Annotated in this window: 24 protein-coding genes; 10 read left to right on the top strand and 14 right to left on the bottom strand. The window is 65.1% G+C overall.

Going from position 1 to position 22,120, the window contains the following annotated elements:
* Window positions 1-98: 98 nt before the first annotated feature.
* The 3 genes from ACFVV5_RS01815 to ACFVV5_RS01825 form a co-directional block, all read right to left on the bottom strand.
* A complete protein-coding gene (locus ACFVV5_RS01815; protein WP_387238049.1) occupies window positions 99-1,193 on the bottom strand; it encodes a DUF4236 domain-containing protein in 1,095 nt (364 codons plus the stop codon).
* Between the two features lie 12 nt (window positions 1,194-1,205).
* The gene (locus tag ACFVV5_RS01820) at window positions 1,206-2,642 is read right to left on the bottom strand and encodes a DUF1524 domain-containing protein (RefSeq protein ID WP_387238052.1); all 1,437 of its coding nucleotides are present in this window, start codon (window positions 2,640-2,642) and stop codon (window positions 1,206-1,208) included.
* Between the two features lie 171 nt (window positions 2,643-2,813).
* A complete protein-coding gene (locus ACFVV5_RS01825) occupies window positions 2,814-3,224 on the bottom strand; it encodes a hypothetical protein (protein ID WP_387238055.1) in 411 nt (136 codons plus the stop codon).
* A 117-nt stretch (window positions 3,225-3,341) separates the two neighbouring features.
* Here ACFVV5_RS01825 and ACFVV5_RS01830 point away from each other — a divergent pair, with 117 nt between their 5' ends.
* Entirely contained in the window at window positions 3,342-3,557 is a 216-nt protein-coding gene (locus ACFVV5_RS01830; RefSeq protein ID WP_387238058.1) for a hypothetical protein, read from the top strand.
* On the opposite strand, the gene ACFVV5_RS01835 is transcribed toward ACFVV5_RS01830, so the two are convergent.
* Window positions 3,558-4,445 carry a helix-turn-helix transcriptional regulator gene (locus tag ACFVV5_RS01835; protein ID WP_387238061.1) on the bottom strand — a complete coding sequence of 296 codons (888 nt, stop codon included), beginning with the start codon at window positions 4,443-4,445 and terminating at the stop codon, window positions 3,558-3,560.
* A gap of 93 nt (window positions 4,446-4,538) precedes the next feature.
* Here ACFVV5_RS01835 and ACFVV5_RS01840 point away from each other — a divergent pair, with 93 nt between their 5' ends.
* The 3 genes from ACFVV5_RS01840 to ACFVV5_RS01850 are packed head-to-tail and all read left to right on the top strand — an operon-like array spanning window position 4,539 to window position 7,539.
* Entirely contained in the window at window positions 4,539-5,420 is an 882-nt protein-coding gene (locus ACFVV5_RS01840; protein ID WP_387238793.1) for an aldo/keto reductase, read from the top strand.
* A 33-nt stretch (window positions 5,421-5,453) separates the two neighbouring features.
* Window positions 5,454-6,473 (top strand): aldo/keto reductase, encoded by a 1,020-nt coding sequence (locus tag ACFVV5_RS01845; protein ID WP_387238064.1) that lies wholly within the window; start codon window positions 5,454-5,456, stop codon window positions 6,471-6,473.
* Window positions 6,454-7,539: a hypothetical protein gene (locus ACFVV5_RS01850; protein ID WP_387238067.1), complete on the top strand. Its 1,086-nt coding sequence runs from the start codon at window positions 6,454-6,456 to the stop codon at window positions 7,537-7,539. Before ACFVV5_RS01845 ends, ACFVV5_RS01850 begins: the two co-directional genes overlap by 20 nt.
* Window positions 7,540-7,680: 141 nt before the next feature.
* Here the strand turns inward: ACFVV5_RS01850 and ACFVV5_RS01855 are convergent, their stop codons facing one another.
* The gene (locus ACFVV5_RS01855) at window positions 7,681-8,448 is read right to left on the bottom strand and encodes an SDR family NAD(P)-dependent oxidoreductase (RefSeq protein ID WP_387238070.1); all 768 of its coding nucleotides are present in this window, start codon (window positions 8,446-8,448) and stop codon (window positions 7,681-7,683) included.
* A 62-nt stretch (window positions 8,449-8,510) separates the two neighbouring features.
* Between ACFVV5_RS01855 and ACFVV5_RS01860 the strand changes: the two genes are divergently transcribed.
* Window positions 8,511-9,110: a TetR/AcrR family transcriptional regulator gene (locus ACFVV5_RS01860; protein ID WP_387238073.1), complete on the top strand. Its 600-nt coding sequence runs from the start codon at window positions 8,511-8,513 to the stop codon at window positions 9,108-9,110.
* Between the two features lie 168 nt (window positions 9,111-9,278).
* Here the strand turns inward: ACFVV5_RS01860 and ACFVV5_RS01865 are convergent, their stop codons facing one another.
* From ACFVV5_RS01865 to ACFVV5_RS01875, 3 genes are all read right to left on the bottom strand, one after another.
* Window positions 9,279-9,617, bottom strand: coding sequence for a hypothetical protein (locus tag ACFVV5_RS01865; protein ID WP_387238076.1), 339 nt, complete (start codon window positions 9,615-9,617; stop codon window positions 9,279-9,281).
* Window positions 9,614-9,973: an ATP-dependent DNA ligase gene (locus ACFVV5_RS01870; RefSeq protein WP_387238078.1), complete on the bottom strand. Its 360-nt coding sequence runs from the start codon at window positions 9,971-9,973 to the stop codon at window positions 9,614-9,616. The genes ACFVV5_RS01865 and ACFVV5_RS01870 overlap by 4 nt, the downstream gene beginning before the upstream one ends.
* A 135-nt stretch (window positions 9,974-10,108) precedes the next feature.
* Window positions 10,109-10,537 (bottom strand): Hsp20/alpha crystallin family protein, encoded by a 429-nt coding sequence (locus tag ACFVV5_RS01875; protein WP_387238796.1) that lies wholly within the window; start codon window positions 10,535-10,537, stop codon window positions 10,109-10,111.
* Between the two features lie 364 nt (window positions 10,538-10,901).
* Between ACFVV5_RS01875 and ACFVV5_RS01880 the strand changes: the two genes are divergently transcribed.
* Window positions 10,902-11,273 carry a MerR family transcriptional regulator gene (locus tag ACFVV5_RS01880; RefSeq protein WP_387238081.1) on the top strand — a complete coding sequence of 124 codons (372 nt, stop codon included), beginning with the start codon at window positions 10,902-10,904 and terminating at the stop codon, window positions 11,271-11,273.
* A gap of 11 nt (window positions 11,274-11,284) precedes the next feature.
* Here the strand turns inward: ACFVV5_RS01880 and ACFVV5_RS01885 are convergent, their stop codons facing one another.
* Both ACFVV5_RS01885 and ACFVV5_RS01890 read right to left on the bottom strand, forming a co-directional pair.
* Window positions 11,285-12,460, bottom strand: coding sequence for an alcohol dehydrogenase catalytic domain-containing protein (locus tag ACFVV5_RS01885; RefSeq protein WP_387238084.1), 1,176 nt, complete (start codon window positions 12,458-12,460; stop codon window positions 11,285-11,287).
* On the bottom strand, window positions 12,457-13,296 hold the full coding sequence (locus ACFVV5_RS01890) for an SDR family oxidoreductase (protein ID WP_387238087.1): 840 nt from the start codon (window positions 13,294-13,296) through the stop codon (window positions 12,457-12,459). The genes ACFVV5_RS01885 and ACFVV5_RS01890 overlap by 4 nt, the downstream gene beginning before the upstream one ends.
* A 298-nt stretch (window positions 13,297-13,594) precedes the next feature.
* On the opposite strand from ACFVV5_RS01890, the gene ACFVV5_RS01895 reads away from it, so the two are divergent.
* The 4 genes from ACFVV5_RS01895 to ACFVV5_RS01910 all read left to right on the top strand — a co-directional run bounded on the left by ACFVV5_RS01895 (window position 13,595) and on the right by ACFVV5_RS01910 (window position 16,146).
* On the top strand, window positions 13,595-14,266 hold the full coding sequence (locus ACFVV5_RS01895) for a hypothetical protein (protein WP_387238090.1): 672 nt from the start codon (window positions 13,595-13,597) through the stop codon (window positions 14,264-14,266).
* Entirely contained in the window at window positions 14,263-14,679 is a 417-nt protein-coding gene (locus ACFVV5_RS01900) for a phage holin family protein (protein ID WP_387238093.1), read from the top strand. The genes ACFVV5_RS01895 and ACFVV5_RS01900 overlap by 4 nt, the downstream gene beginning before the upstream one ends.
* Window positions 14,676-15,245, top strand: coding sequence for a DUF3618 domain-containing protein (locus tag ACFVV5_RS01905; protein ID WP_387238096.1), 570 nt, complete (start codon window positions 14,676-14,678; stop codon window positions 15,243-15,245). The genes ACFVV5_RS01900 and ACFVV5_RS01905 overlap by 4 nt, the downstream gene beginning before the upstream one ends.
* Before the next feature lie 448 nt (window positions 15,246-15,693).
* Window positions 15,694-16,146 carry a hypothetical protein gene (locus tag ACFVV5_RS01910; RefSeq protein ID WP_387238098.1) on the top strand — a complete coding sequence of 151 codons (453 nt, stop codon included), beginning with the start codon at window positions 15,694-15,696 and terminating at the stop codon, window positions 16,144-16,146.
* 245 nt (window positions 16,147-16,391) lie between these two features.
* On the opposite strand, the gene ACFVV5_RS01915 is transcribed toward ACFVV5_RS01910, so the two are convergent.
* From ACFVV5_RS01915 to ACFVV5_RS01930, 4 genes are all read right to left on the bottom strand, one after another.
* Complete coding sequence (locus ACFVV5_RS01915; protein ID WP_387238101.1) at window positions 16,392-18,356, bottom strand: zinc-ribbon domain-containing protein; 1,965 nt, start codon at window positions 18,354-18,356, stop codon at window positions 16,392-16,394.
* Window positions 18,353-19,339 carry a TniB family NTP-binding protein gene (locus ACFVV5_RS01920; protein ID WP_387238104.1) on the bottom strand — a complete coding sequence of 329 codons (987 nt, stop codon included), beginning with the start codon at window positions 19,337-19,339 and terminating at the stop codon, window positions 18,353-18,355. Before ACFVV5_RS01920 ends, ACFVV5_RS01915 begins: the two co-directional genes overlap by 4 nt.
* Before the next feature lie 97 nt (window positions 19,340-19,436).
* On the bottom strand, window positions 19,437-21,338 hold the full coding sequence (locus ACFVV5_RS01925; RefSeq protein WP_387238107.1) for a hypothetical protein: 1,902 nt from the start codon (window positions 21,336-21,338) through the stop codon (window positions 19,437-19,439).
* Window positions 21,335-22,090, bottom strand: coding sequence for a TnsA-like heteromeric transposase endonuclease subunit (locus ACFVV5_RS01930; RefSeq protein ID WP_387238110.1), 756 nt, complete (start codon window positions 22,088-22,090; stop codon window positions 21,335-21,337). The genes ACFVV5_RS01925 and ACFVV5_RS01930 overlap by 4 nt, the downstream gene beginning before the upstream one ends.
* Window positions 22,091-22,120 lie beyond the last annotated feature (30 nt).

Consider the following 22,120-nt stretch of genomic DNA (forward strand, 5'->3'; position numbering starts at 1 on the left):
CGGTCCCCTCGGCATCTCGCACATCCGGTTGCGCTGCCGACGCTCGTGGCGATAGCGCGTGAAGAAGATGCGCCGATGGTTCGGGGACCGTTGAGCGGTCAGTCGAGTTCATCGAAGTCGATGGTGCCCATCACCTGGCCGAGCTCCGGTTCCTGGGACAAGTCGAGCGGCGTCAGAGTGCGCGCCGCGCCCTTCTGATTGATGAGAAGCTCGTCACTGATGTCGCTGAGGATCGTCGGCGCGTCCACGGTCGCCCACTGCACCCCGTCGAGCCGCTCTCGGTGGACGCGACCGGCCAGAAGAGCTTCCCCGCGCTTCTTTCCGAATGCATCCGTACTGTTCGCGCGGACGGCGATGATGCGGACGCTCCTCAGCGATGGGGCGACTGCGAACGCCTCCTTAATGGTGACGAGCGTGTACCCAGCGGCGACGACGTTGTAGAAGGCGTCATGTTCCTTCTTCGACATCTTTTTCAAGCTGAGATTCCCCGCCGGCGTCAACGTCGGGTAGCGCTCGGGAACTGAGTCCTCATCGGGGAGAAGTACAACAAGACTGGCTTCGCCGTCGCTGACCCCGAGCGGCGCGGCAGACGCTTCGTTGTCTTCGAACGCGCTTGCCAACTGCTGGAGAACGACGTCCGGGTCGTTCGCCAGCAGTTTTGCCCACTGTTCGTTGAGTTCTTCCTGGTAGCCGTCGTACTTCTGGCGAAGCTGGGCCGTCTCCCATTCGATACGGGCATCGGCGTCGGAAGCGGCCTTCGCTTTGGCCGCCTTCCGGCCGGCGCGATCGAAGAAAGGCAACCCTTTCACCGCCGCTGCAGCGAATTGCCGACGAATCGTAGCCGCATCCGCCGGCGGCGGGGGCGGACACAACGGCTTCACCGCGGGAGCGAAGGATTCCTGGTGGATCTTGGTGATCGCGTCGATCGCTTCACGAAGGCGTTCAGCTTCGTGCGATTTGGCTGCCTGGGCGAGAGTCATCGTGGTGCGCGACGTTGACTTGGCGGTGGTGCGACGCGAAGTCGTACCGCCTCCCACATTTGTGTAGTAGGTGAATGGACCCGCGCCTGTGGAGACGCCGGTCCCGCCACCGCCGATATGGATGCGTGCCGCGCGGGGTCCGATGCTGGTGCGCACGCCGCGGGAGGACGCGCGGACACGGATGCCGGGTGCGATGCGGACGGAGAAGCCCATGTTCTCAATTCCTTACTTGTAGAACGTTGCGACACCGCCGTGATGCGAGCAGGCCCCTTGGTGGTGTGCGGCAAATGACAAGGTGCCGTCGTTGCAGAGCGCTGTGGCGCCGTTGCCGGGCGACACCGGCGGGGCAGGCGCGGGCGCAGGTGCTGGAGCCGGCGCGGGTGCTGGTGCGGGTGCCGGAGCCGGCGCTGGTGCTGGTGCTGGTGCGGGTGCTGGAGCCGGCGCTGGTGCTGGTGCGGGTGCGGGTGCTGGAGCTGGCGCAACCGTCGGTGTCGGTGTCGGCGCGGCCGGCGCGAACTTCGACGATTCCGCCATCTGCCCGCTGCAGCTTCCGAGAACGTTCGCCATCGCGTCGTGCTCCGCCTGAGTCACCCACAAGCCATAGGTTGCTTTCACGGAGATCTGGCGAGCAACGTATTCGCACCGGAACGACTTGATCGGAGGCAACCAGGTCGCGGCGTCGCCGGACGACTTCTGTTCGTTCGAGTGCGCGTCGACAGCGATCAGGTTCAAGGGGTCGTTGGCGAAGCTGATCCGTTGCGCCTGCGTCAGTTGCTGACCGCCGGTCACCCACGCGTTCTCGAGGGGGACGATGTGGTCGATCTGCACGAGCGCGGATGTCTTGCTGCCGCGCAGGAAATCGATGGTCTGTCCGGTGTACTCGTCGTCGAGCGTGCCGGAAGTGATCCTGCAGGCGCCCTGCTTGACGGTGTCGGTCAGGTCGCGCGCGAGGATGTCATTCCTCGTGTCGCACGAGTTGTGGTCGACGTCGAGCCAGGCGGCACCGAAGTCAACAGTCCGCGCATAACCGGTGGCGGCGGCCTTGCCCTTGACGGAGAGGGTGGCGAGCACGTCGACTGCTGCCGCCGTAGTCGTGCTGTCGTTGGCGATGACAACAGACGGGCCACTGTCTGAGGCGACAACAGTGGATGGATCGAGCGGCTCATCCGTATCGCTGGGTGTCGGCGATGGTGTCGGTGTTCTGGTCGGTGGTTCGGAATGGATGATCGCGGTAGCGTTCTCCGCCGGCGTCGGATGGCCAGCCGAGTACACACCGGTGCCGATAATCAGGAGGACAAGTGCGCCGGCGGCAATCCCGCCAGCGATCGGCCGGGACGTGGGCAGGCGCGCCCAGCTGCGTCGCCGCGTGATCAGGGTGTACACAGCGGTGACCCCGGCGACAAGAGCGATCATGATGAGGACGGAGCCGATGCCGCCGGATACGGCTGAGAGTATGAGGAGGAGAAGGAGCGCCCCGCCGATCCATGTGCTGATCGGAATCTTTCGCCGAACCTTCGACGGCGTAGCGGCCGATGCCGACGGCGCTGTCGCAGGTGGTGCGACCTGCGTGCTCCACGCCTTCCCATCCCACCAGCGCATCTCGGCGGTGTTCTCTGGGTTCGGGTACCAGCCTGCGGGAGGCAGAGGAAGGTTGCTGCTCATGTGAGTCTTTCTCGGGATGGGTGAGAGCAGACTATCGAGCAGTAACCCGGGCACAACCCAATAAGCCCTCACACTGGGGGTGGGGAGGGAGCCTTCCCTTTTCGCCCCTCGTCGTCGATGCGGGAGATCGCTGGCACACTGACTTGGCCGGCGAACACGAGATTGCCACGATCACTTCTCGCGCTTGGACTCGTCCACGATCCGCTTCGTGAACTCGTCGGTGATCCGCGTCGTCTCGGCCTTCTTCTCGCCCACGTTCTCGACGGTCGCGCCCTCCCACTCGGTGGCCAGTCGACGCTCGAGATCGTGGATCTGGGCTCGGATCGCTTCGTTCGTCTGCTCGTTCGCGGTGCGGACCAGGCGCGCCGCGCTGTCGATGATCCGCCGCTCCAGCAGCACCACGATTCCCACCAGCAGCAGCGTGGTTCCGACGTTGGCCATCACGCCGGCGAGGTAACCCCGGCCCGCAGACGCCGGTACCACCAACCACCCGACCAGGATGGCGGCGAGGCCCAGGAGGATGCAGGCGATGAACCAGCCCCAGCGGATGCGGACGCGGGTCGGTGTCGGCGTTTCGCTCATGCCGCCAGCGTAGACAGTCGCCTCCGTTCGGCGCTTGATCCGATGACCTCGGCTGCCTACGCTCGTTGTGAGCGGGCGTCGCTGATGTCCGGTCACCATCCGATCGGAAGGTGCGTCATGGACCTCGAAGAAGTCCTCGGAAAAGTCGCGGAACTCAGCCGCGAGGAGCTTCATATCGTGCGCAAGCGGGCCGAGGAGAAGACGCCTGCGCGCGATCACGGTCAGGATTTCCACGACATGCAGGATCGGGCCCGGCGACTCGACGAGTACGCGACCCACCTCCGCAAGCTGCACGACGACACGTTCCAGGACGGCTGGCGCGACAAGCAATAGCTAGGCGTGGTCGTTCTCCTTTTGGGAGGTCGGCACGGGTTGTCGCTGGGTGGCGGCCCAGCTGGCCAGCAGCTTGAGGGCATCCTCAGAAGGCGTTCCGGGGTCTGCGGTGTAGACGTTTACGCGCAGGCCGGGGTCGCCGGGGAGCTCGAGCGCTTCGAACGCCAGATCGAGGTCGCCGACGATGGGGTGGTGGATGCGCTTGCGTCCGGTGCGGTGGTAACGCACGTCGTGGCGGGCCCAGCGGACGCGGAATTCCTCGCTGCGCGTGCTGAGCTCGCCGACGAGGTCGGTGAGGTCCTTGTCGTAGGGATTCCTGCCCGCAGCCGAGCGCAGGATGGCGACGATGTCGTCGGCGGCCTGTTCCCAGTTCGAGTAGAAGGCGCGGGCCTTCGGGTTGAGGAACGTGAAGCGGGAGTTGTTCGGAGGCTGAACTGTCTCCGCCATCAGGTCGAGGTAGAGGGCGCGGCCGAGCTCGTTGACGGCCAGGACGTCGCCACGGTCGTTGCGCACCCAGGCCGGCGCCGTGACGATCGCGTCGATCACGCGTTGCAGGCTGGGACGGACGGTCTTCGGGCTGCGCTTGCGTCGCACGCGCGGCGCGACGCCGGCGGCGCGGGCGAGATCGTAGAGATGCGAGGTCTCGGCGCCGTCCAGTTGCAGCGCTCGGGCGAGCGCCTCCAGGACGCCGTCGGATGCACCGGAGAGGTTTCCCCGTTCGAGACGCGTGTAGTAGTCGACGCTCATCCCGGCGAGCATCGCGACCTCCTCGCGACGCAGGCCCTTCACCCGGCGATTGCCGCCATACGCGGGGAGGCCGGCCTGCTCCGGGGTGATCCTTGCGCGGCGGGAGGTGAGGAACTCCCGCACCTCATCGGTGTGGGCCATGTCGACGACCCTACGCCGCGGCCCGACGCCGAGGGAGGCACTGACGTGCCCTCCCTTCTTCGCGCATCGGCCCGTAGCGTGGATGGCATGGTCATGGAACTCACACTCAACAACGGCATCACGATGCCCGCCCTCGGACTCGGCGTCTTCCAGTCCCCGCCCGAAGAGACCACCGCCGCCGTGCAGGCAGCCCTCGCCACCGGCTACCGCCACATCGACACCGCCGCCGCCTATGGCAACGAGCGCGAGGTGGGTGAAGGCATCCGACGATCCGGCCTCGACCGCGACGATGTGTTCATCGAGACCAAGGTGTGGGTGTCCGACTACGGCTACGACGAGACCCTCCACGCCTGGGAGAAGGCGACCGGCAAGCTCGGCGTCGACCAGCTCGACCTGCTCATCCTGCACCAGCCGGCCCCCGACCGATTCGACAAGACGATCGCCGCCTACAAAGCGCTCGAAACGCTCCTCGCCGACGGCCGGGTCCGCTCGATCGGCGTCAGCAACTTCATGCCCCACCACCTAGAACGGCTGCTCGCCGAGACCGACGTCGTGCCCGCCGTCAACCAGGTCGAGCTGCACCCCTACTTCAGCCAGCCGGAGGTGCGGGCCGCCGACGCAGCGAACGGCATCCTCACCCAGGCCTGGTCGCCGATCGGCGGGATCACCTTCTACCCCGGCTGGGGCGACGACCGCAGGAGCGTGATGCAGGATGCCACGATCGCCTCGATCGCGCAGGACCACGGCAAGACCCCGGCGCAGGTGATGCTGCGCTGGCACCTGCAGCAGGGCCGCTCCGCCATCCCGAAGTCGGTCAACCCCTCACGCATCGCCGAGAACTTCGCTGTCTTCGACTTCGAACTGACTGCCGATGAACTCGGCCGTATCGACGCCCTCGACACGGGTGTGCGCAGCGGCCCCGACCCCGACGTGCCTCGCGTCGACCGGTTCTCGATGGTCATTCCCGAAGCCTGATCCGAAAGCCTGATCCGAAAGAAGGAACAACGAATGGAATACCGCTCACTGGGCCGCACCGGCGTGCAGGTCAGCCCCCTCTGCCTCGGAGCGATGATGTTCGGCCCGTGGGGCAATGACGATCGCGCCGACAGCATCCGGATCATCCACCGCGCGCTCGATGCGGGCATCAATTTCGTCGACACCGCGGACGTCTACTCCCGTGGTGTCTCCGAGGAGATCGTGGGGGAGGCACTTCAGGGCCGTCGCGACGACGTGTTCCTCGCCACGAAGTTCTTCATGCCGATGAGCGACGACCCGAACCAGCGCGGAGGCTCCCGTCGCTGGATCATGCGCGAGGTGGAGAACTCGCTGCGCCGCCTGAACACCGACTACCTCGACCTCTACCAGGTGCACCGGCCGAGCCCCGACACGGATGTGGAGGAGACGCTCAGCGCACTCACCGACCTGGTCCGGCAGGGGAAGGTGCGCTACCTCGGCTCCTCGTCGTACTCGGGCTCCCAGATCGTCGAAGCGCAATGGGCGTCACGAGACCGTAATCTGGAACGGTTCGTCACCGAACAGCCGCCGTACTCGATCCTCGTGCGCGGAATCGAAGAGGACGTGCTCCCGACCATCCAGCGGCACGGGATGGGATCGCTCACCTACAGCCCACTGGGTGGCGGATGGCTGTCGGGTCGCTGGCGCAAGGGTGCGGCATCCGCGCCCGCCTCATCCGCTCGACCCGGCGCCCGCTTCGACATGAGCAGCCCCGCCAACCAGCGCAAGCTCGACATCGTCGAGGAGCTCGCGCTGCTCGCCGAGCAGGCAGGCTTCACCCTCATCGAGCTTGCGATCGCATTCGTCATCAACCACCCGGCCGTGACCGCGGCGATCGTCGGACCGCGCACGATGGAGCAACTCGAGTCGTATCTCGCGGCACCGGAGGTCGTGCTGACCGCCGACGTGCTCGACCGGATCGATGAGCTCGTGGCACCCGGGGTGACGATCAACCCGGATGACAACAGCTACGGCGCTGCGGAGTTGACCCCGGATGCACGCCGCCGGCACTGACCCGTCGGAACCGGCGGCTCGTCACATCATCAGGCCGCCGGGCCTGCACCGGCTGTCGAGTCGGCCCGAGAGCTGGGCCGACTCCGAGGGGAACACGGTCGTCGACGCGGCGGTCACCGACCGATTGCGCCTCCTGAGAATTCCTCCGGCGTGGACGCACGTCTGGGCCTCACCGGATCCCACTAGCCCGATACAGGCGACCGGCGTCGACTCCCGTGGCCGCACCCAGTACCGCTACTCCGCCGAAGCGGCGGTTGCGGCCTCCCAGGACAAGTTCGACCACCTGCTCCAGTTCGCGGCGTCCCTTCCCCACCTGCGGCAACAGGTGAACGCGGATCTCGGCGCGGTGCCGCTCGCATCGACGGAGGAGCTTGAACCCAGGCGGGTCACTGCGGCCGTCATCCGGCTGCTGGACCGTGGGCTCTTCCGCGTCGGAAACGAGAGGTACGCCCGCGACAACCACACCTACGGACTCACCACCCTGCGACGCAACCAGGTCTCCGTCGCGGGCGACACTGCCACGTTCGACTTCATCGGCAAGGAGCACATCGGGCATCACCTGGTCGTCACGGATTCCGGCGCGGCAGCCGTGGTCACCGAACTCCTGGAACAGGAGGCCGATCCGGAGATCCCGGTGTTCGCCACGGCCGATCCGCCACTCTGGCGTCGAATCGACAGCGTGACGGTCAACTCCTACATCCACTCCCACGGCGCCGTCACTGCGAGCGCGAAGACTTTTCGCACGTGGGGCGCCACCGTCGTCGCAGCCGCTGTCGTCGCCGGCGCCGCGTTCCACGATGTCGCTACGACCCGGCGAAGCCCTGATCTCGTTCCGTACGATGCCGCCGCCCACCTGCTCGGCGACACGCGCGCGGTGGCACGGCGATCGTATGTGCACCCCCAGGCGGTCCAGGCGGGCCGTTCGGAGAAAGTCGCGGTAGCCGTGGGTATCGCGACGTCCGAGTCCGACTCGGATGACGTGCGTGACATCTTCCACGACCATCGGGTCCAAGCTGCCGTGCTCGACTTCTTGATCTCGAATGCGCGAGCGGGGGAGTCGTCATGACCGGTCCGGATGCCGGTGCCGACGCATCCGCTGTCGCGACGGTTGCACGCGAACTGTTCGGCTGGACCGAACCGCGCGCGGGCCAGGAGCGAGAAGGGTATGGACGCGATCCGGGTCCCGAGACGAACCTGATCAGGGCCGTCAGGCGGCGGCGTGCACGCTGAGGCGGCCGCCGTCGACGTCGAGCACCGTGCCGTGCACGAACGCGGCGTCGTCGGAGGCGAGATAGACGGCTGCGGCGGCGATCGCGTCCGGATGCCCCGCTACACCGGCAGGCGATCCGGCCATCAGCGCCTCGCCGGGGAACACCGCGTCGGGACCGATCTCCGGCGGTCGGATCACGCCCGGCGAGATCGCGTTCACCCGTACTCCCCTGGCGCCGAATTCGGCCGCCCACGCCCGCGTGAGCGTCTCGATCGCTCCCTTCGACGCGCTGTACAGCGGGCTGGAGGCAACGCCCCGCGTAGTGATCCACGAGCCGAGGTTGATCACAGTGCCGCCGCCGGCGGCGATCATAGACGGCGCGACCGCCTGCATCAGGAAGAAGGGCGCCTTCACATTGACGCCGAAGATCCGGTCGAAGAGGTCGCCGTCCGCCGACAGGGTCGTGTGCGGCGGGTACACGCCCGCGTTATTGACGAGGATGTCGAGTCGCCCGCCAAGCAGAGTGAGCGCCCGCTCCGCCACCTCCCGGCTCTGCTCGGGCGAACCGTCGAGTTCGGCCTGCGCGAAGTCCGCCCGTCCGCCGGACTCTCGGATCTCCCGCACGACCTCTTCGCCCCTGCCCGAGTCGCGCCCGGACACGATCACATGCGCCCCCTCGACGGCGAGCGCGGTCGCGATTGCCCGGCCGATGTTGCTGGTGGAGCCCGTCACGAGCGCCGTTCTGCCATTCAGTCTGTGCGTCATGGCGGCGACTCTACGGATCCATTTCTGGACCGGCAAGTCCAAAATCGGAGTAGACTCACCGAGTGGCACTTACACGGAAGGGCGCGGCGACCCGAGCGCGGATCATCGACGGCGCGGCAGCGTATCTGCGCGAGATCGAGTTCTCCGCGATGACCCTCGACGACGTGCGCGCGGCCACACGCACGAGCAAGGGGCAGTTGTTCCACTACTTTCCCGGCGGGAAGGACGAGCTCTTCCTGGAGGTCATGCGCCACGAAGCCGATCGTGTCCTCTCCGACCAGCAGCCCTATCTGGGTGAACTCACATCGTGGGCGGCGTGGCAGCGCTGGCGGGAGGTCCTCGTCGCCCGCTACCGCGCCCAGGGAGCGCACTGCCCCCTGAACTCGCTCGTCGGCCAGCTCGACACCACCCCCGGAGCCGGCGATGTCACCCGCGCGCTGCTCTCGCGGTGGCAGGGTCACCTCGCAGCGGGCATCCGGGCGATGCAGGACGCCGGCCGGATGCGGACCGACCGGCCGGCCGACCAGCTCGCGGCAGCACTCCTGGCCGGCATCCAGGGCGGGGTCGTCACCATGTGGTCGACCGGGACCACCGAGCACCTGGAGGCGGCGCTCGACGTGCTGTTCGACAGCATGCGCGCGCCGCACCCCGTCATGGTGTGACGAACAGCCCGAGATCGGGCCAGATTGAGAACCCCCGGCAGCGCCTGAAGGCTTACCGGGGGTTCGCCGCGGAGGGGTCTCCGTCCTCGTCATACTCCGCCGCTGGATTATTCTGCGCAAGGGGTCATGGAGCCCTTCGCGTAATGCTCCTCCAGGGTCGTGGGATCGTCAGTCGAAATGGACACGAAGTTCGTTCTCGTCGAAATCGGAGTCCTCGTCGAGCGGCAACATCTGTCGCGGGCCGAGAGCGAGGATCAAGCGTTCGTATCGCTCGACGAATCCGTCGTCTTCGAGTTCGTCGTCGCCCTCCTCGGCGGTGGCGAGGAGTTGACTTGCCGGCCCGACGAGCAGGAGGGCATCATCCCTCGTGCCGGAAGGTGTCAGGGACGGTACTCGAATTTCCTCCGCTGTCGCCCGTTTCGCGAGCGCTTGCGCGTACCGCAACACGACGTCGGCGATCGCGTCGCCGGTAAGCAGCGAGCCGCCGGCATAGTGGATCCGTTTCACTGTCTTCCTGCGCTTTCCATCCGTTTCCTCTGGTCCAAGCTGTGGGCGCCACCGTCCGTGCCGATGGCCGGCTCAGCGGTAATGATGAGGCCCGTCGGTCCGTCTGCAGAAGCGTAGAGTTCCTCGAGCCAGTGAGTGTTGATGGCTGGCACGCGGGACCCGTCGAAATGAAACATCAGCGGGATGGAGGGGTGCACCCACACTGTTGTACGCCCGCCCCCGGTATCACGCGAGTCGCGCCACGACATCGCGAAGGGCTGTTCGCGCTTCAAACGGTTGATCGCGACAACCTGCAGATGTGTCAGAAGCCGATCATCGATGTCGATCTCGCTGGCACCATAGATGAGCTTTCCCATTCTCTCCTCCCACGAAAGCTCAGGCAGCCACAAGAGTGCTGGCTCGCCTGCCGCAGCGTCAGGGACACACCGTCACTCCTGCCCATCCAAGAGCAGCCCTCAGCAATTCGTTCTGCCTTGATTGCGACGGGTGCGTCAGGCGGAGACGGCCTTCCGACCGTCCTCCGACACTGACCCGACGGCGATCCTTCGCGGCTTCGCCCGTTCCGCGATCGGGATGACTACGCTGAGGACGCCGTTGTCATAACTGGCGCTGATGCCCTCCGAGTTCACGTCGTCACCGATCGAGAACTGCCGCATGTACGACCCGAACGGACGCTCCTGGGCGAGCCACCGGGCGTTCGCGCGATTAGCAGCCGACCGCTGCGCGCGAATGGTCAGCAGGTGCCCGTCGACGTCCACGTCGACCGATCCAGGGTCTACTCCCGGAAGGTCGGCATTCAGAACGTATTGGTCACCCTCCCGGAACAGCTCCACGGGCATGATCCGCGGCTGCCTGCTGGTGTCGAAGACGCTCTGGGCGATCCGATCCAACTGGCTGAAAGGATCAAATGACATCGACATGGTGAGAATCTCCTTTCTCTTGGCGGCCCTCACGCCGCCCCTGGGCTTATCGCATTCGGGCAAGTACGAGGGCGCAGCGGAGGGGAACGAATCATCGACCGAGTTCGATGAGACCAGACTCGTCGGGCTGGAGACCGCCGATCGCGGTTCCCGAATCGTGCGCCGCGGAGCGAAGGCTGCGGCGACACGACGCGGGTCGACTTCACGGCGCTGTAGAACCCGGCGACCATCGCCTCGAACTCGAGGTCGACCCAACCCTGGTCGGAATAGACGATGTCGGCGAACATCTCCGCCGTTCGATCATCGGCGCCTGTAGCCACTGTCCACCACCTCCCCGCGGCTCTGCTACAGATAACCTGAGTCATTGGCTGCATATTTTGTACATCAACTGTTGACATGGATCAAGGGCTTTGAGCAAACTTCAAGAGTGGTTCAACGGTCCGAGGACACCCCCCTCTACAGCATTGCCGTCGCCGCCGACCTTGCGGGCTTACCGCAAGCGACGCTTCGGCTTTACGAACGCAAAGGACTGATTCGACCTGCCCGCACCGACGGCGGAACGCGCCGCTACAGCGAGGATGACCTTGCTCGAATCCGACAGGTCGCTGCTCTCCAGGGCGACGGCGTGAATCTCGCAGGGATCGGAATGGTTCTGAACCTGCAAGGGGAGAACGAGGTACTCCGTCGCGAAATCGCAGACGCTGCCGCTGATGGGGAGTCCAGCCGGCGCGAGTGACTGCCGCACGGTCAGGGCGTCAGCATGACCTTGACGCACCCATCTTGCTTACCGCGGAAGAGGTCGTACATCCGGGGTGCCTCTTCCAGGCTCACTTTGTGGGTGACGAGATCCTCCGTTCCTAGCGGATCAGCCGGGTCCTCCACGAGCGGGAGGACGTCGCCCCGCCAGGTCTGCACGTTGCACTGTCCCATGCGCAGCGTCACGTGCTTGTCGAACAAGTTCATGAACGGCACCGGGTCGGCGACACCGGCGTAGACGCCGCTCAGCGAGACGGTGCCGCCCCGCCTTACGGCATCGAAGGCGAGCATCATCGCCGCGAGACGATCGAAGCCCACCGTCGTCATCAGCTTCTTGGCCATGGCGTCGGGCAGGAGTCCGACAGCGGACTGTGCGACAGCGGTGGTCGGGTTGCCGTGGGCTTCCATTCCGACGGCGTCGACGACCGCATCCGGGCCGCGGCCATCCGTGGCCTCACGCAGCCAGGCGGCGGCGTCGTCGCTGAGGTCGAACGTGTCGACGCCGTGTCGTTCAGCCATCGCGCGCCGTTCGGGCACCGGATCGACCGCCACCACTCGGTGACCCAGGTGCACACCGATCCGGCTGACGAACTGTCCGACCGGCCCCAAGCCGATCACACCGAGAACGCCGCCAGCGGGGAGCTGCGCGTACTGCACGCCCTGCCACGCAGTGGGAAGGATGTCGCTGAGGAACAGGTAGCGCTCGTCGGGCAACTCCTTGCCGACTTTCAGTGCGTTGAAGTCCGCCATCGGCACCCGGAGCCGCTCGGCTTGACCCCCCGGAACGGAGCCGTAGAGCTCGGTGTACCCGTAGAGGCTCGCGCCGGTGCCGTGTTCGCGATTCTGCGTCGTCTCGCACTGCGTGGTTAATCCGAGCCTGCACATGTAGCAGTCGCCGCAGGCGATCACGAACGGGATGACCACCCGATCACCGACGTTGAGAGAGCGGACGGCCCCTCCGATCTCTTCGACGATGCCCATCGGTTCGTGGCCCAGGATGTCCCCCTTGGACAGGAACGGCCCGAGCACGTCGTACAGGTGCAGATCCGATCCGCAGATCGCAGTGGAGGTGATTCTCACGATCACATCCGTCGGCTTCTCGATCACCGGATCCGGGACATCCTGGACTTCGACCCGCTTCGTTGCCTGCCAGGTCAGGGCTCTCATAGGATCGGCCGCCCGCCGGTCACCGCGATGCGGGCGCCCGAAATGTAGCTGCCCTCATCCGAGGCCAGCAGGACGTATGCGGCAGCGAGCTCGGCCGGCTGCCCGGCTCGCCCGAGCGGCGTGTCATCGCCGAAGTTGGCAACCTTCTCAATCGGCATGGTCGATGGGATGAGCGGCGTCCAGATCGGGCCGGGTGCGACACTGTTGGCACGGATGCCCCGGTCGCCGAGCAGTTGCGCAAGAGAGGCTGTCATGTTGGCGATCGCCGCCTTGGTCGCCGCATACGGCATGAGGGTCGGCGACGGCGAGTCGGAATTCACGGACGACGAGCCGATGATCGACGAACCCGGTCCCATGTGCGGCAGCGATGCCTTGATCAGGTGGAAGAAGGCCGAGATGTTGGTGGCCACCGTGTGATCCCATTCCTCGTCTGAGATCTCTTCGATCGTGTCGTGACTCATCTGGTAGGCCGCGTTACTGACGAGCACGTCCAAGCGGCCGAACTCGGCGACCGTTCGCGCCACAACCTCCCGGCAATGCGCAGGATCGGCCAAGTCCCCCCGAATCAGGACCGCGTTGCGGCCCGCTTCCCGCACCCACTTGGCGGTGTCCTCGGCATCGGCATCCTCGTCGAGGTAGCTGATCGCCACGTCGGCGCCCTCGCGCGCATACGCGATCGCGACCGCCTTGCCGATGCCACTGTCCGCTCCGGTGATCAACGCTGTCTTGCCGGCGAGCTTTCCGGACCCTCGATAGCTGACCTCACCGTGATCGGGACGCGGATCCATCGCGTCGGTCGAACCCGGCGGTTGCTGCTGCTGTTCAGGAAACCCCATGTCGGTTCTCCGTTCAAGGTCGTCGCGTGGCGACTCCTGCCGCCTTTGCATGAGCATCCACTGCCCGCCGGAGGAAGACACCCCATTGACCGCACGGGTTCGAAGGGTTAGCGGCACGGCTTCACCATCGAGGTTCCCGGGCGCAGACGTTGGTCAATTTCTCCACCCATCTCGCCGCGCTGTCAATCGGTTAGCGATTCGGAACTTTCGGGGTTGTGTGCAGCTGACAGGGCACGGAGCCCAGCCTTCCGCGGAGCAGTCGATCGGCGGAAGTCGAATGCAAGAGAAGGGCACCCAGATGTCAGACACATCAACATTTTCCGGCGGCAGCGACCCCGGTGCCGGTGGCGTGAGCACGGCGAGCGTGGCGCGGGATCAGGCGGCGCACGTCGCCGAGACGGCACAGGAGTCGGGACAGCACGTCATCGATGTCGCGAAGGACGAAGCGGCGAACGTCACAGAGGAGGCGAAGGTCCAGGCTCAGCACCTGTTCGCGCAGGCGCAGGCCAGTCTGCGCGACCAGGCCGCCCAGCAGCAGGAACGAGTCGCATCCGGTCTCCACTCGGTCAGCGACGAGCTGTCGCAGATGGCTGCAGCGTCGGAGTCGCGCGGGGTGGGAAGTGAGCTCGCGCGTGCGGCGTCGGAGCGGGCATCCGGAATCGCCGCCTGGCTCGACCACCGCGACCCGGGTTCGCTCCTGGGCGAGGTGAAGTCATACGCGCGACGCAACCCCGGAACGTTCATCGCCGCCGCCGCCGTGGCAGGAGTGCTCGCCGGCCGGCTGACCCGATCGGTCGCGGGCGGAGCGCCTGCAGCGGATGGACCGACCCAGAAGCAGCCGGATGCCGGCCAGTCGGCCGCGGACCCCTTCTCCGCCGAGACGCGTGAGAGGGCGCCGATGAGGCCACCGACCGCTCGGGTCATTCCTGCCGACGACGGCGACGACACAAGCTACGGTGGCCGGCTATGACTGATCAGCCGACCCCGTCGGAGGCCAAAGCGGCGTCGACGTCGCTCGGCGATCTCCTCGGTGAGGTGACCCGCGATCTGTCGACGTTGATCCGGCAGGAGATCGAGCTGGCGAAGGCCGAGCTCAAACAGTCCGCAACACGTGCCGGGAAGGGAGCGGGACTGCTCGGAGGCGCGGGTTACGCCGGACTGATGGTGCTGTTCTTCTTGTCGGTCGGCCTCTGGTGGGGACTCGGCTATCTGGTCGGTAACGCCTGGTCGGCCGTGATCGTCGCCGTCATCTGGGCGATCATCGGCCTCGTCCTGTACGTGGTCGGCCGAAAGCTACTCGAATCCGTCAAAGGTGTTCCTCAGACCGTGGAGACGGTCAAGGAGATGCCAGAAACACTGAAACGTAATGGAGAGAACCGATGAGTGACGACCCCGACGTGATCCGCGCCGATATCGAAGAGACCCGCCGCGAACTGAGCGGCGACGTAGACGCGTTGGCCGACAAGGTCACACCGTCGAAGATCGCCCACCGCCAGAGCGAGAAGGTGAAGGCCGCTGTCCGCTCCGTCACCGACCGCGTGATGGGTGCTGCCGACTCCGGCAAAGGAGCGGCCGGATCCGTCGGCGACTCGGTCTCCGACGCCGGCCGGGCTGTCGTCGACAAAGCGCAGGGCAACCCGCTCGCCGTAGGCCTCATCGCCTTCGGCGTCGGCTGGCTCGCCGCCTCGCTGATCCCGGCCAGCGAGAAGGAGCGAGAGATCGCCGCAAACGTCAAAGACGCCGCGGAACCTCTCATCCACGAGGCGGCAGCGGCCGCCAAACAGGTCGCCGACAACCTCAAGGAGCCGGCCAAGGATGCGCTCAATTCGGTGGCGGACACGGCGAAAGATGCTGTCGGAACCGTGAAAGACGAAGCGACCGACTCCGCCCAGACGGTGGCCGACGAGGCGAACGAAGCTCGTCACGTCATTGGTGAGAACAACCCATAACCCTTACCCCGGGGCGCGAATCGCACGAGCGCACAGACATCGCGGTTCGCGCCCCGGCTCAGCCTGGAGCAAGACGGCACCGGTTCTCAACCTTCGCAGCTGAGCGAGCCCCGCAGAACTCGGAAGCCGGGAGTCGCCACCGGCGCCCACGCCGACACCTTCGAGACGCGCCCTGCGGTCCGGGGCTGACCCTGGGATCGTCAGCGTCCCGAGTTGCTCATAGGTGCCTGACGCAGCTGATGAACGCAGTAGGCATTCGTCGACTGCTTGGCAGCCTCAGATCGTTGATTTCGCGCCCCATCAGGAAAAACCGAAACCCTCGCACTGAGGTGCTGTCCCCGCACAGAAGAGGCCGAGAGCTTAGTGATAGCCGGCGTCTCCGCGGTCTGGAAGCAATGCACCGGGCGTGTCCGTCGGCACGGAACCCCGGCATCAGTAGTGTCCTGCCATGAGCCGTTTCCGACGTAAGCCTGCACTGCGAGAAGTCGATCCGGCCGGAATCGCTCGCCGGTCGGCGGAAGCCGCAGCAGGGGTGATTCAGACTGTCTACGGCCACACCGTGACGTACGAGCTCGACGATCTAGTGTTCGTTGACCAAGCGCTCTCAGATGTGGCCGCGAGTGGGGACCAAGAGAGCAAGGCTCAAACGATTCAAGCGTTCGGCTGCCTCCTCGGTGAGATCCTGGTTCGCCAAGATGGCGGGCGGTGGATCGCGTTCGACGCAGAGAACGCGTCCGTTTTCGGGGTGGCAGTCGGCGTCGAATTGCCCAACGGTCGCCAGACCAACCCGATCGGCGCAGCATTCAGGCGAGTGACCGGCGGCGCGGAAAGGTCGGTCCTTCGCTTTCGCGATGGAGTGCTCGGACCTCTCGACGGCGACAACGTGAGGGAACGGAACTAGCGGAAGCGTCGAAGGCTGCAACTGGTCCACAGTAGCCTGAGACAAGTCGTAGATAGCGTGAGAATTCACAGCGGTTTGTCGTTTCGCATCCGACCCGAGACCGGTTCTCATCCGTGAGACTAAGTGAACGCGGGAGACGTTGATTTTCGACCGGGTCTGGTTCTCTCAATCGGAGTGAGACCTTTACCGCGCCGGCATACAGAAAGGGCGGAGGAGTCTTTTGACTCCTCCGCCCTTTCGATTGGTCAGTGGATCTGGTTGAGAATCCGGTGTTCTGGCGGACATTCGGTGCATCCCTTTGACTTCCGTCGGTTGGGAACGCTCTGGGTGGTGACATGTTTTGCGGCAAGGCATCTCCAAATGAAGTGGCCGTTGCCGGGGAAGATTTCGTCGGGTTCTTTAGGCCCGTTGAGGTAGGGATGAAATTCTTTGACGAGGACGGGCTCCTGACTTGCGAGGTCGGTGACGCCTGGGACCAGTTCTCGGCGGGAGCAGACTTTGCAGCCGGCGCCGGCGGTGCGCCGTTCTATTCGCATTTGGTACGAGTGGCCGATCGAGCACAGCCACATCGCGTCTTCTCCCGATCCGTGCGAGAAGTGCTCGGGGCGGCGTCCGTCGTTCTTGGCGAAGTCCCATTCGGCCGCGATGGCGGGGTGGGTGATTGTGATGTTCTGTCCTCGGGAAGCGTTGAGTTCTTTAAGGCATTCGGGGCATCGGTCCAGCTGGACCCGCTTGCAGACACGCATCCGGTAGGTGTGGCCGGTGGCACATTTCCATTGGGCTTTGTAGTCGCTCCCGGCGGACAACGCCGTGGCCGGTCGTGACTGGGGGTAGGCGACGAGTTCGTCGACGAGCGGCGGGTGGGTTGTGGACAGGTCTGTGATGCCCGCCTGGATGCGGCCCCAGCAGTAGGGGCAGTTCATGTGAGCGGCGGTTCGGTTGGACGCGGTCGCCCAGTACCGGTGTCCTGCTCGCGGGCATCGCCAGCAGAGCTGTTGGTGGGAGGCGGGAGTGATGTCAGCACCGGTGAGGCCGCGATTTAGGTCGGGGTCCAATTCCGCCGCGATCGCCGGCGCAACGGTCGCGAGATCGTTGTAGCCCGGAGCGAGGACTGATCCGAGGCAAACGGTGCATGCAGGCGCTTTGGTCACCTCGCCGGTTGCTTTTCGGGCGAGGGTGTCGAACTGATGCCCGTTGTCGCAGATACAGAAAGCCCGTTTGCGTGCGCCAGGCCTTGGATGCTCGGGCGCGGGCGGGGTGCGGCCGTCGTCGATGTGCGACTGGATCACCGACAGGGTGGTGTCGCCACTGGCGACGAGATAGTTCTCGAATGGTTCCAGGTCACCGCGTCCCAGCCCCGCCGTGTATTCGTCGGCGACGGATGTGCGGACGACGAAGTCGTGAATCAGGGCCGGGCAGTACAGGGAGCTCGTCAGAATGCTGTGCCGGAGCGCCCAGAATGACGGGCGCAGATAGATCCAGAGCGCCCGTGTCACCTCGTCAGTTCGGTGAGCACTGGTTGCCCCGAGGAGATAGGCGTGCAGCACATCGAACGAGCGCGAGAATGTGTGCGTCGGGTCGAAGAATGACCGCTGGAAGTCTTGGCTGGCGATTGTGGCGATGACGTGAACCACGGTCGGGAAGACATCACATTCGGGCTGGCCCAGGCCACCGGTTGCAGCTCCGATGAGGCTGTCCCGGACCAGCGCGTACAGCCGAGGGTCGAGCTGGTTCGAGCGGCGAAGCCGGGCGAAGGTTCGTGCGGCCGCGATGTGCTCGTCCCCGATCGTGTGCTGGCCGCCCGGTGAGGTCAGAAGTCCGATCCAACGCTGATGCCGGATACAGACAAGGTCGTCGAAGTGGCGGACCTGGCGAACGTCGGCGCCGTGTGCGCAGAGCGTGCACATCCACCGTTCGGGGAGGACGGACGTGCAGGTCGCGCACTCGAACCCTTCGGAATAGTGGCTTGCGGGCTCGCCACTATTTCGAAGGAACTGGGTACGGCCGGCAGTCTTCGCTTTCAGGATCGCGCGCCAGACGTCCGCCTTGTCCGACTTCTTCAGCGACGGCGATGCCTGCCGGACGAGGTAGCGGCGGTGTTCCAGCGTTTCGTAGTTGGCTGGGAGCATACGATTCGTGTAGCTCTCGATCGTCTCCCGGTGCAGGGGGCGGAGGACGGTTCGGTAGGGGCGGGGGAGGTAGCCGTTCATGCGAGGAGTCCTTCGAGGATGTTTTCGGCGCTGAGCGGGTTGGCGTTTTTTCGCAGCCGCTGGGCGCGCGCGGTTTCAGCGGCGAGGTCGAGGCGCTGTATGTCGAGGAGCTCTTGGGTGAGTGCCTCGTTGGTGACGGTCGGGTTGCTGATGGCTTCGATTGCTCCTCCAGTGAGTAGGCGCCCGAGACTGCCGATGGACCCGTTGGTGCGCTCGAACAGGTAGTCGCCGAGCTGGGTTAGCGTGCCGGTCTCGTGGTGGCGGAGCGGCAGGCACTGTTCGAAGCTGCTGATCAGCCCATTCCAAGTGCGTCGGTCGCTGTCGCGGGAGGGGTTGAACCGGTGCATCGGCAGCATCGCGAACCTGCCGCCGATCTGCTGTGAGCGCTCGCCCGAGAGCATCTTCTGGATGTTGATGCCGGCGTAGAGGAACGTTGCCGCGAGGTCGTTGTGCAGGTTCTTCAGAACGTCTTGAGACTCTCCGTTGCCAGCGGTGCGGGCGGCGAGGTTGTGGAGTTCGTCGATGACCACGAGTTGGGTGCCAGCGGCATTGAGGGTGTCGACGACGCGGTTGCGGATGCTGACCATCGTTTCCGATGGAGTGACCGTCAGGCCGAAGAAGTCGGCAAAGGTACGCATCAGGAGTTTGCCGGTGGAGCCGGCAGGGACTTCGATGTAGACGACCGGCACGTGACCGTGCTTGCGGAAGTCCGGGAATTGGTTGCGGTAGTCCTTGTGGACGTGGCGCATCAGGGTTTTGCAGATCGTTGTCTTGCCGAGGGTGGAGTCGCCGCTGATCAGCAGGCCGGAGTGTCCGGAGTTGCGTCCGATGTTCTCGGCGAAGCACTGGGTCAGCATCAGCTTTGCTCGGTTGTACTGCGGGGTGCCGAGGACGATGCCACCGGAGAGGTAGAGGATTCGTGCGCGGTCGTGTCGGGCGCGCTCCAAGTCGCTGAGCTTCGTGTAGGCGCGGTCAGTGAGCATGGCGGGGCGTTCGATCGATGATTCGAGGTACTTCTCGAGGTCCTCGCGGTGGTGCAGGGCGGTGGGGCGGTCGGTGTTGTGGAACTGGATCATGGTCTTACTCGTTTCCGTCGATGACGTACACGGTGTCCGTGTCGTCGGGGTGGGTGGGGGTGTCGAAATTGGTGGTGGGCTTCTGTACGAGCTCGCGGTGCAGCGGAGATCCGCTGATCGCAGCGCCGATGACGGCGACGGTCTCGCGGTCCCCAAGCTCGGCGGGTTCGATGACGGAGGTGCTGTCGAAGGCCGGGTGGAGCATGACTTCCATGTCGCGGAGCTGGCATTCGATCCATCCGCCTGCGGGGTTGCGAACCCAGGCGTAGAACGGGTTGTACGGGTCGACTTTTACTTCGTGTTTGCCCTTCTTCTTTGTGAGGTTGGACTTCGTGTTGCGCAGCGGGTTGAGGTCGATGGAGTCGTATGTCCGGTACTTGTCCTGAACGCCGGTGGCGCCGATCACTCGGTAGATGGTGGGCAGCATGTCGATGTAGTCGTCGCGGGTGAGTGTGACTTCCAGGTGGCTGCTGACCTGCTTGCTGGCCAGGAACATCTGGTACGGGCTGAGAACGACCTCGGGGTGCATTTTGTCGCGCAGTCCGCTGTGCGGGCGGTGGTTCCAGACCTTGAGAAGCCAGTCATCGAAGAGTTCGTGCAGTGCGAAGATGTCGATGACGCCGTCTTCCTCTTCGACTTTGTAGCCGCGGAACTCGGGGGACCGTCCGGTGTATCCGGCGAGGTGCTGGACGAAGAGGGTGTTGATCGACCCGAAGTTGCGCTCGACGAGGGGTTTGCTGGTGGGGGTGTGCGGGGCGCTGAAGCGGACGTCGATGTGGTGCTTCTCCAACGCGGCGATGAACGCGTCGGAGATGTAGTCCTTGCCGTTGTCCATCACGATCGTGCGCGGGTGGATGTACGGCCGGGTCTCCTCATATTTGGTGCGTTCGTCCTGGCTCAGCAGCGTGATCTGCGGGTTCGCTCGCTGGACGGCCTCGCGAAACGCGGTCTTGTCCGGCCGGTTCTGCGGAGGCGTCAATGCTTGACCGAGGAGAGCTACGTGATCGACTGCCTTCGTGGCCGTCAGCCGAAGGGTGAATGCCACGACAACGCGGGTGGCGCGATCCATCAGCACGGTCAGGATGGGGCGCGTGTACAGGCCCAACGGAGTACGCACGAGCACGTCGAGTGTGGTGGAGTCGACCTGCAGTTCGCTGCCCGGAAGCAGGTCGACCCGCTTGGCGTAGGGCGGTGTAGGCCGGTTTGCGAGCGACTGTCGGGTCTTCGCGCTACCGGTGGTGTGCTTGCCGACGGTCAGAAGGTCGATGTACCGGTACATCGTCGCGGTCGAAGGAAGTGCGGGCGCCTCTGACCCGAACCGCGTGCGCAGAAGTACCCCGGTCTCGTTGATCAGTCGCTGCTTGGTTCCGGTAGACCGCTTCACCTGGTCCTCGATCACCCAGCAGAGCGCGTCCTTGATGTCGGGATGGATGTTGTCGAGCGGTCCTGCCTTCGGCAGGGTGCGGTGGTCAATGAGCGCGGAAGCTCCGCCCTCGCGATACGCCTTGATGTCGCGCATAAGTTTCGCTCGTGAAGCACGCTGGCCCTTCGCGTTCAGCTCGTTCACCTTTGCTTCGATCCGCTTGTTCTGTGTTGTGGTCTCGAGGTCGTACTCGAGTCGGGGCGACTCGGCGCGGTTCGGGTTGATGCCGGTCAAGATCTCCTGGATGTGGTCGGCCATCGTGGTGGCCCGTTTCCGCTGCTTCGCCGGCAGCTGCTCGAAGAATCGGATCGACGGGGAGAAGCTCTTAGGTAACCCGACGACGTTCTGGCTGAGGGCGGCGATGTGCATGTCGCGGTAGTTACCATCGGCGGCGCGAAGCCGGATGACACTGCCAGACTGTTCGACGAATTGGTAGGTTCCGTCGGTGAGTTCGATCGGTTCGTTGACGCTGAGGGTGCTCATTTTGCGGTCCTTTCGATGAGGGTGTTGTCGGTGAGGTGGTGGGTGAGGTCGAGCGTCAGGAGACCGGCCCAGATCAGGTGGAACAGGGCCGACCTGCCGTGTGCCAAATCCGTCATGCCGAGCGTGGCTGCGGCCACGCCCAGCGGCATCGGATTCTGCAGCGCACCGAAGAGCCGCTCGGCGGCAGCTTGTCCAGGGTGGTAGCCGGGATGCCGAAACGCGGCCAGCCAAGACAAATTGATGTCAACCTGGCGGGGAAGCTCGGGGTGGACTTCATACCCCCAACCCACCACTTCGCACAGGCGTCTGGTCTTCTCGAACTGCTCGGCATACTTCTCGATAAGCCGGAGCGGTTTGACGTCGTAGAGCACCTGCCGGTGATCGGAGTGAAGGGCAAGGAAGTCTGGCGTGTGCTCGCTGCCGTCGGCGAACAGGATCGTCGCCGGCTGGGCGGCGATCGCGACGATGTCCTCGCTCATGTCCAGCCAGCGCATGACTGCTGCTTCCAGCAGTGACTCGTGCCACACGTGGTGGCCTGTTGCGGAGAAGTAGTAAAAGCCCTGAACGTTCTTCTGGCGCGGGTAGCGCTTGCCCTTGCGGATCGGGGCGGCCAGGTAAATCTCTTCGTCGAGCAGAAGCGGCGTCGCGAACTCGGCGCGCGCTTGTGCCCGCTCGACGTTCGGGATCCAGCTCACCTCGGCGGGAAGCACCTTGGCCCGGTCAACGGTGGTGGTCAGAGTTGATGCGTACATATGGGAGTGGTCCTGTGTCTCGAATGTTGG

The sequence above is a fragment of the Leifsonia sp. NPDC058248 genome, assembly GCF_042881905.1.
GTDB lineage: Bacteria > Actinomycetota > Actinomycetes > Actinomycetales > Microbacteriaceae > Leifsonia.

What these genes read in the sequence shown, in the direction of transcription:
- ACFVV5_RS01815 (WP_387238049.1), bottom strand. Translation starts at nt 1,193, where the DNA reads ATGGGCTTCTCCGTCCGCATCGCACCCGGCATCCGTGTCCGCGCGTCC.
- ACFVV5_RS01820 (WP_387238052.1), bottom strand. Translation starts at nt 2,642, where the DNA reads ATGAGCAGCAACCTTCCTCTGCCTCCCGCAGGCTGGTACCCGAACCCA.
- ACFVV5_RS01825 (WP_387238055.1), bottom strand. Translation starts at nt 3,224, where the DNA reads ATGAGCGAAACGCCGACACCGACCCGCGTCCGCATCCGCTGGGGCTGG.
- ACFVV5_RS01830 (WP_387238058.1), top strand. Translation starts at nt 3,342, where the DNA reads ATGGACCTCGAAGAAGTCCTCGGAAAAGTCGCGGAACTCAGCCGCGAG.
- ACFVV5_RS01835 (WP_387238061.1), bottom strand. Translation starts at nt 4,445, where the DNA reads ATGGCCCACACCGATGAGGTGCGGGAGTTCCTCACCTCCCGCCGCGCA.
- ACFVV5_RS01840 (WP_387238793.1), top strand. Translation starts at nt 4,539, where the DNA reads ATGGAACTCACACTCAACAACGGCATCACGATGCCCGCCCTCGGACTC.
- ACFVV5_RS01845 (WP_387238064.1), top strand. Translation starts at nt 5,454, where the DNA reads ATGGAATACCGCTCACTGGGCCGCACCGGCGTGCAGGTCAGCCCCCTC.
- ACFVV5_RS01850 (WP_387238067.1), top strand. Translation starts at nt 6,454, where the DNA reads ATGCACGCCGCCGGCACTGACCCGTCGGAACCGGCGGCTCGTCACATC.
- ACFVV5_RS01855 (WP_387238070.1), bottom strand. Translation starts at nt 8,448, where the DNA reads ATGACGCACAGACTGAATGGCAGAACGGCGCTCGTGACGGGCTCCACC.
- ACFVV5_RS01870 (WP_387238078.1), bottom strand. Translation starts at nt 9,973, where the DNA reads ATGGGAAAGCTCATCTATGGTGCCAGCGAGATCGACATCGATGATCGG.
- ACFVV5_RS01875 (WP_387238796.1), bottom strand. Translation starts at nt 10,537, where the DNA reads ATGTCGATGTCATTTGATCCTTTCAGCCAGTTGGATCGGATCGCCCAG.
- ACFVV5_RS01885 (WP_387238084.1), bottom strand. Translation starts at nt 12,460, where the DNA reads ATGAGAGCCCTGACCTGGCAGGCAACGAAGCGGGTCGAAGTCCAGGAT.
- ACFVV5_RS01890 (WP_387238087.1), bottom strand. Translation starts at nt 13,296, where the DNA reads ATGGGGTTTCCTGAACAGCAGCAGCAACCGCCGGGTTCGACCGACGCG.
- ACFVV5_RS01895 (WP_387238090.1), top strand. Translation starts at nt 13,595, where the DNA reads ATGTCAGACACATCAACATTTTCCGGCGGCAGCGACCCCGGTGCCGGT.
- ACFVV5_RS01900 (WP_387238093.1), top strand. Translation starts at nt 14,263, where the DNA reads ATGACTGATCAGCCGACCCCGTCGGAGGCCAAAGCGGCGTCGACGTCG.
- ACFVV5_RS01905 (WP_387238096.1), top strand. Translation starts at nt 14,676, where the DNA reads ATGAGTGACGACCCCGACGTGATCCGCGCCGATATCGAAGAGACCCGC.
- ACFVV5_RS01910 (WP_387238098.1), top strand. Translation starts at nt 15,694, where the DNA reads ATGAGCCGTTTCCGACGTAAGCCTGCACTGCGAGAAGTCGATCCGGCC.
- ACFVV5_RS01915 (WP_387238101.1), bottom strand. Translation starts at nt 18,356, where the DNA reads ATGAACGGCTACCTCCCCCGCCCCTACCGAACCGTCCTCCGCCCCCTG.
- ACFVV5_RS01920 (WP_387238104.1), bottom strand. Translation starts at nt 19,339, where the DNA reads ATGCTCACTGACCGCGCCTACACGAAGCTCAGCGACTTGGAGCGCGCC.
- ACFVV5_RS01925 (WP_387238107.1), bottom strand. Translation starts at nt 21,338, where the DNA reads ATGAGCACCCTCAGCGTCAACGAACCGATCGAACTCACCGACGGAACC.
- ACFVV5_RS01930 (WP_387238110.1), bottom strand. Translation starts at nt 22,090, where the DNA reads ATGTACGCATCAACTCTGACCACCACCGTTGACCGGGCCAAGGTGCTT.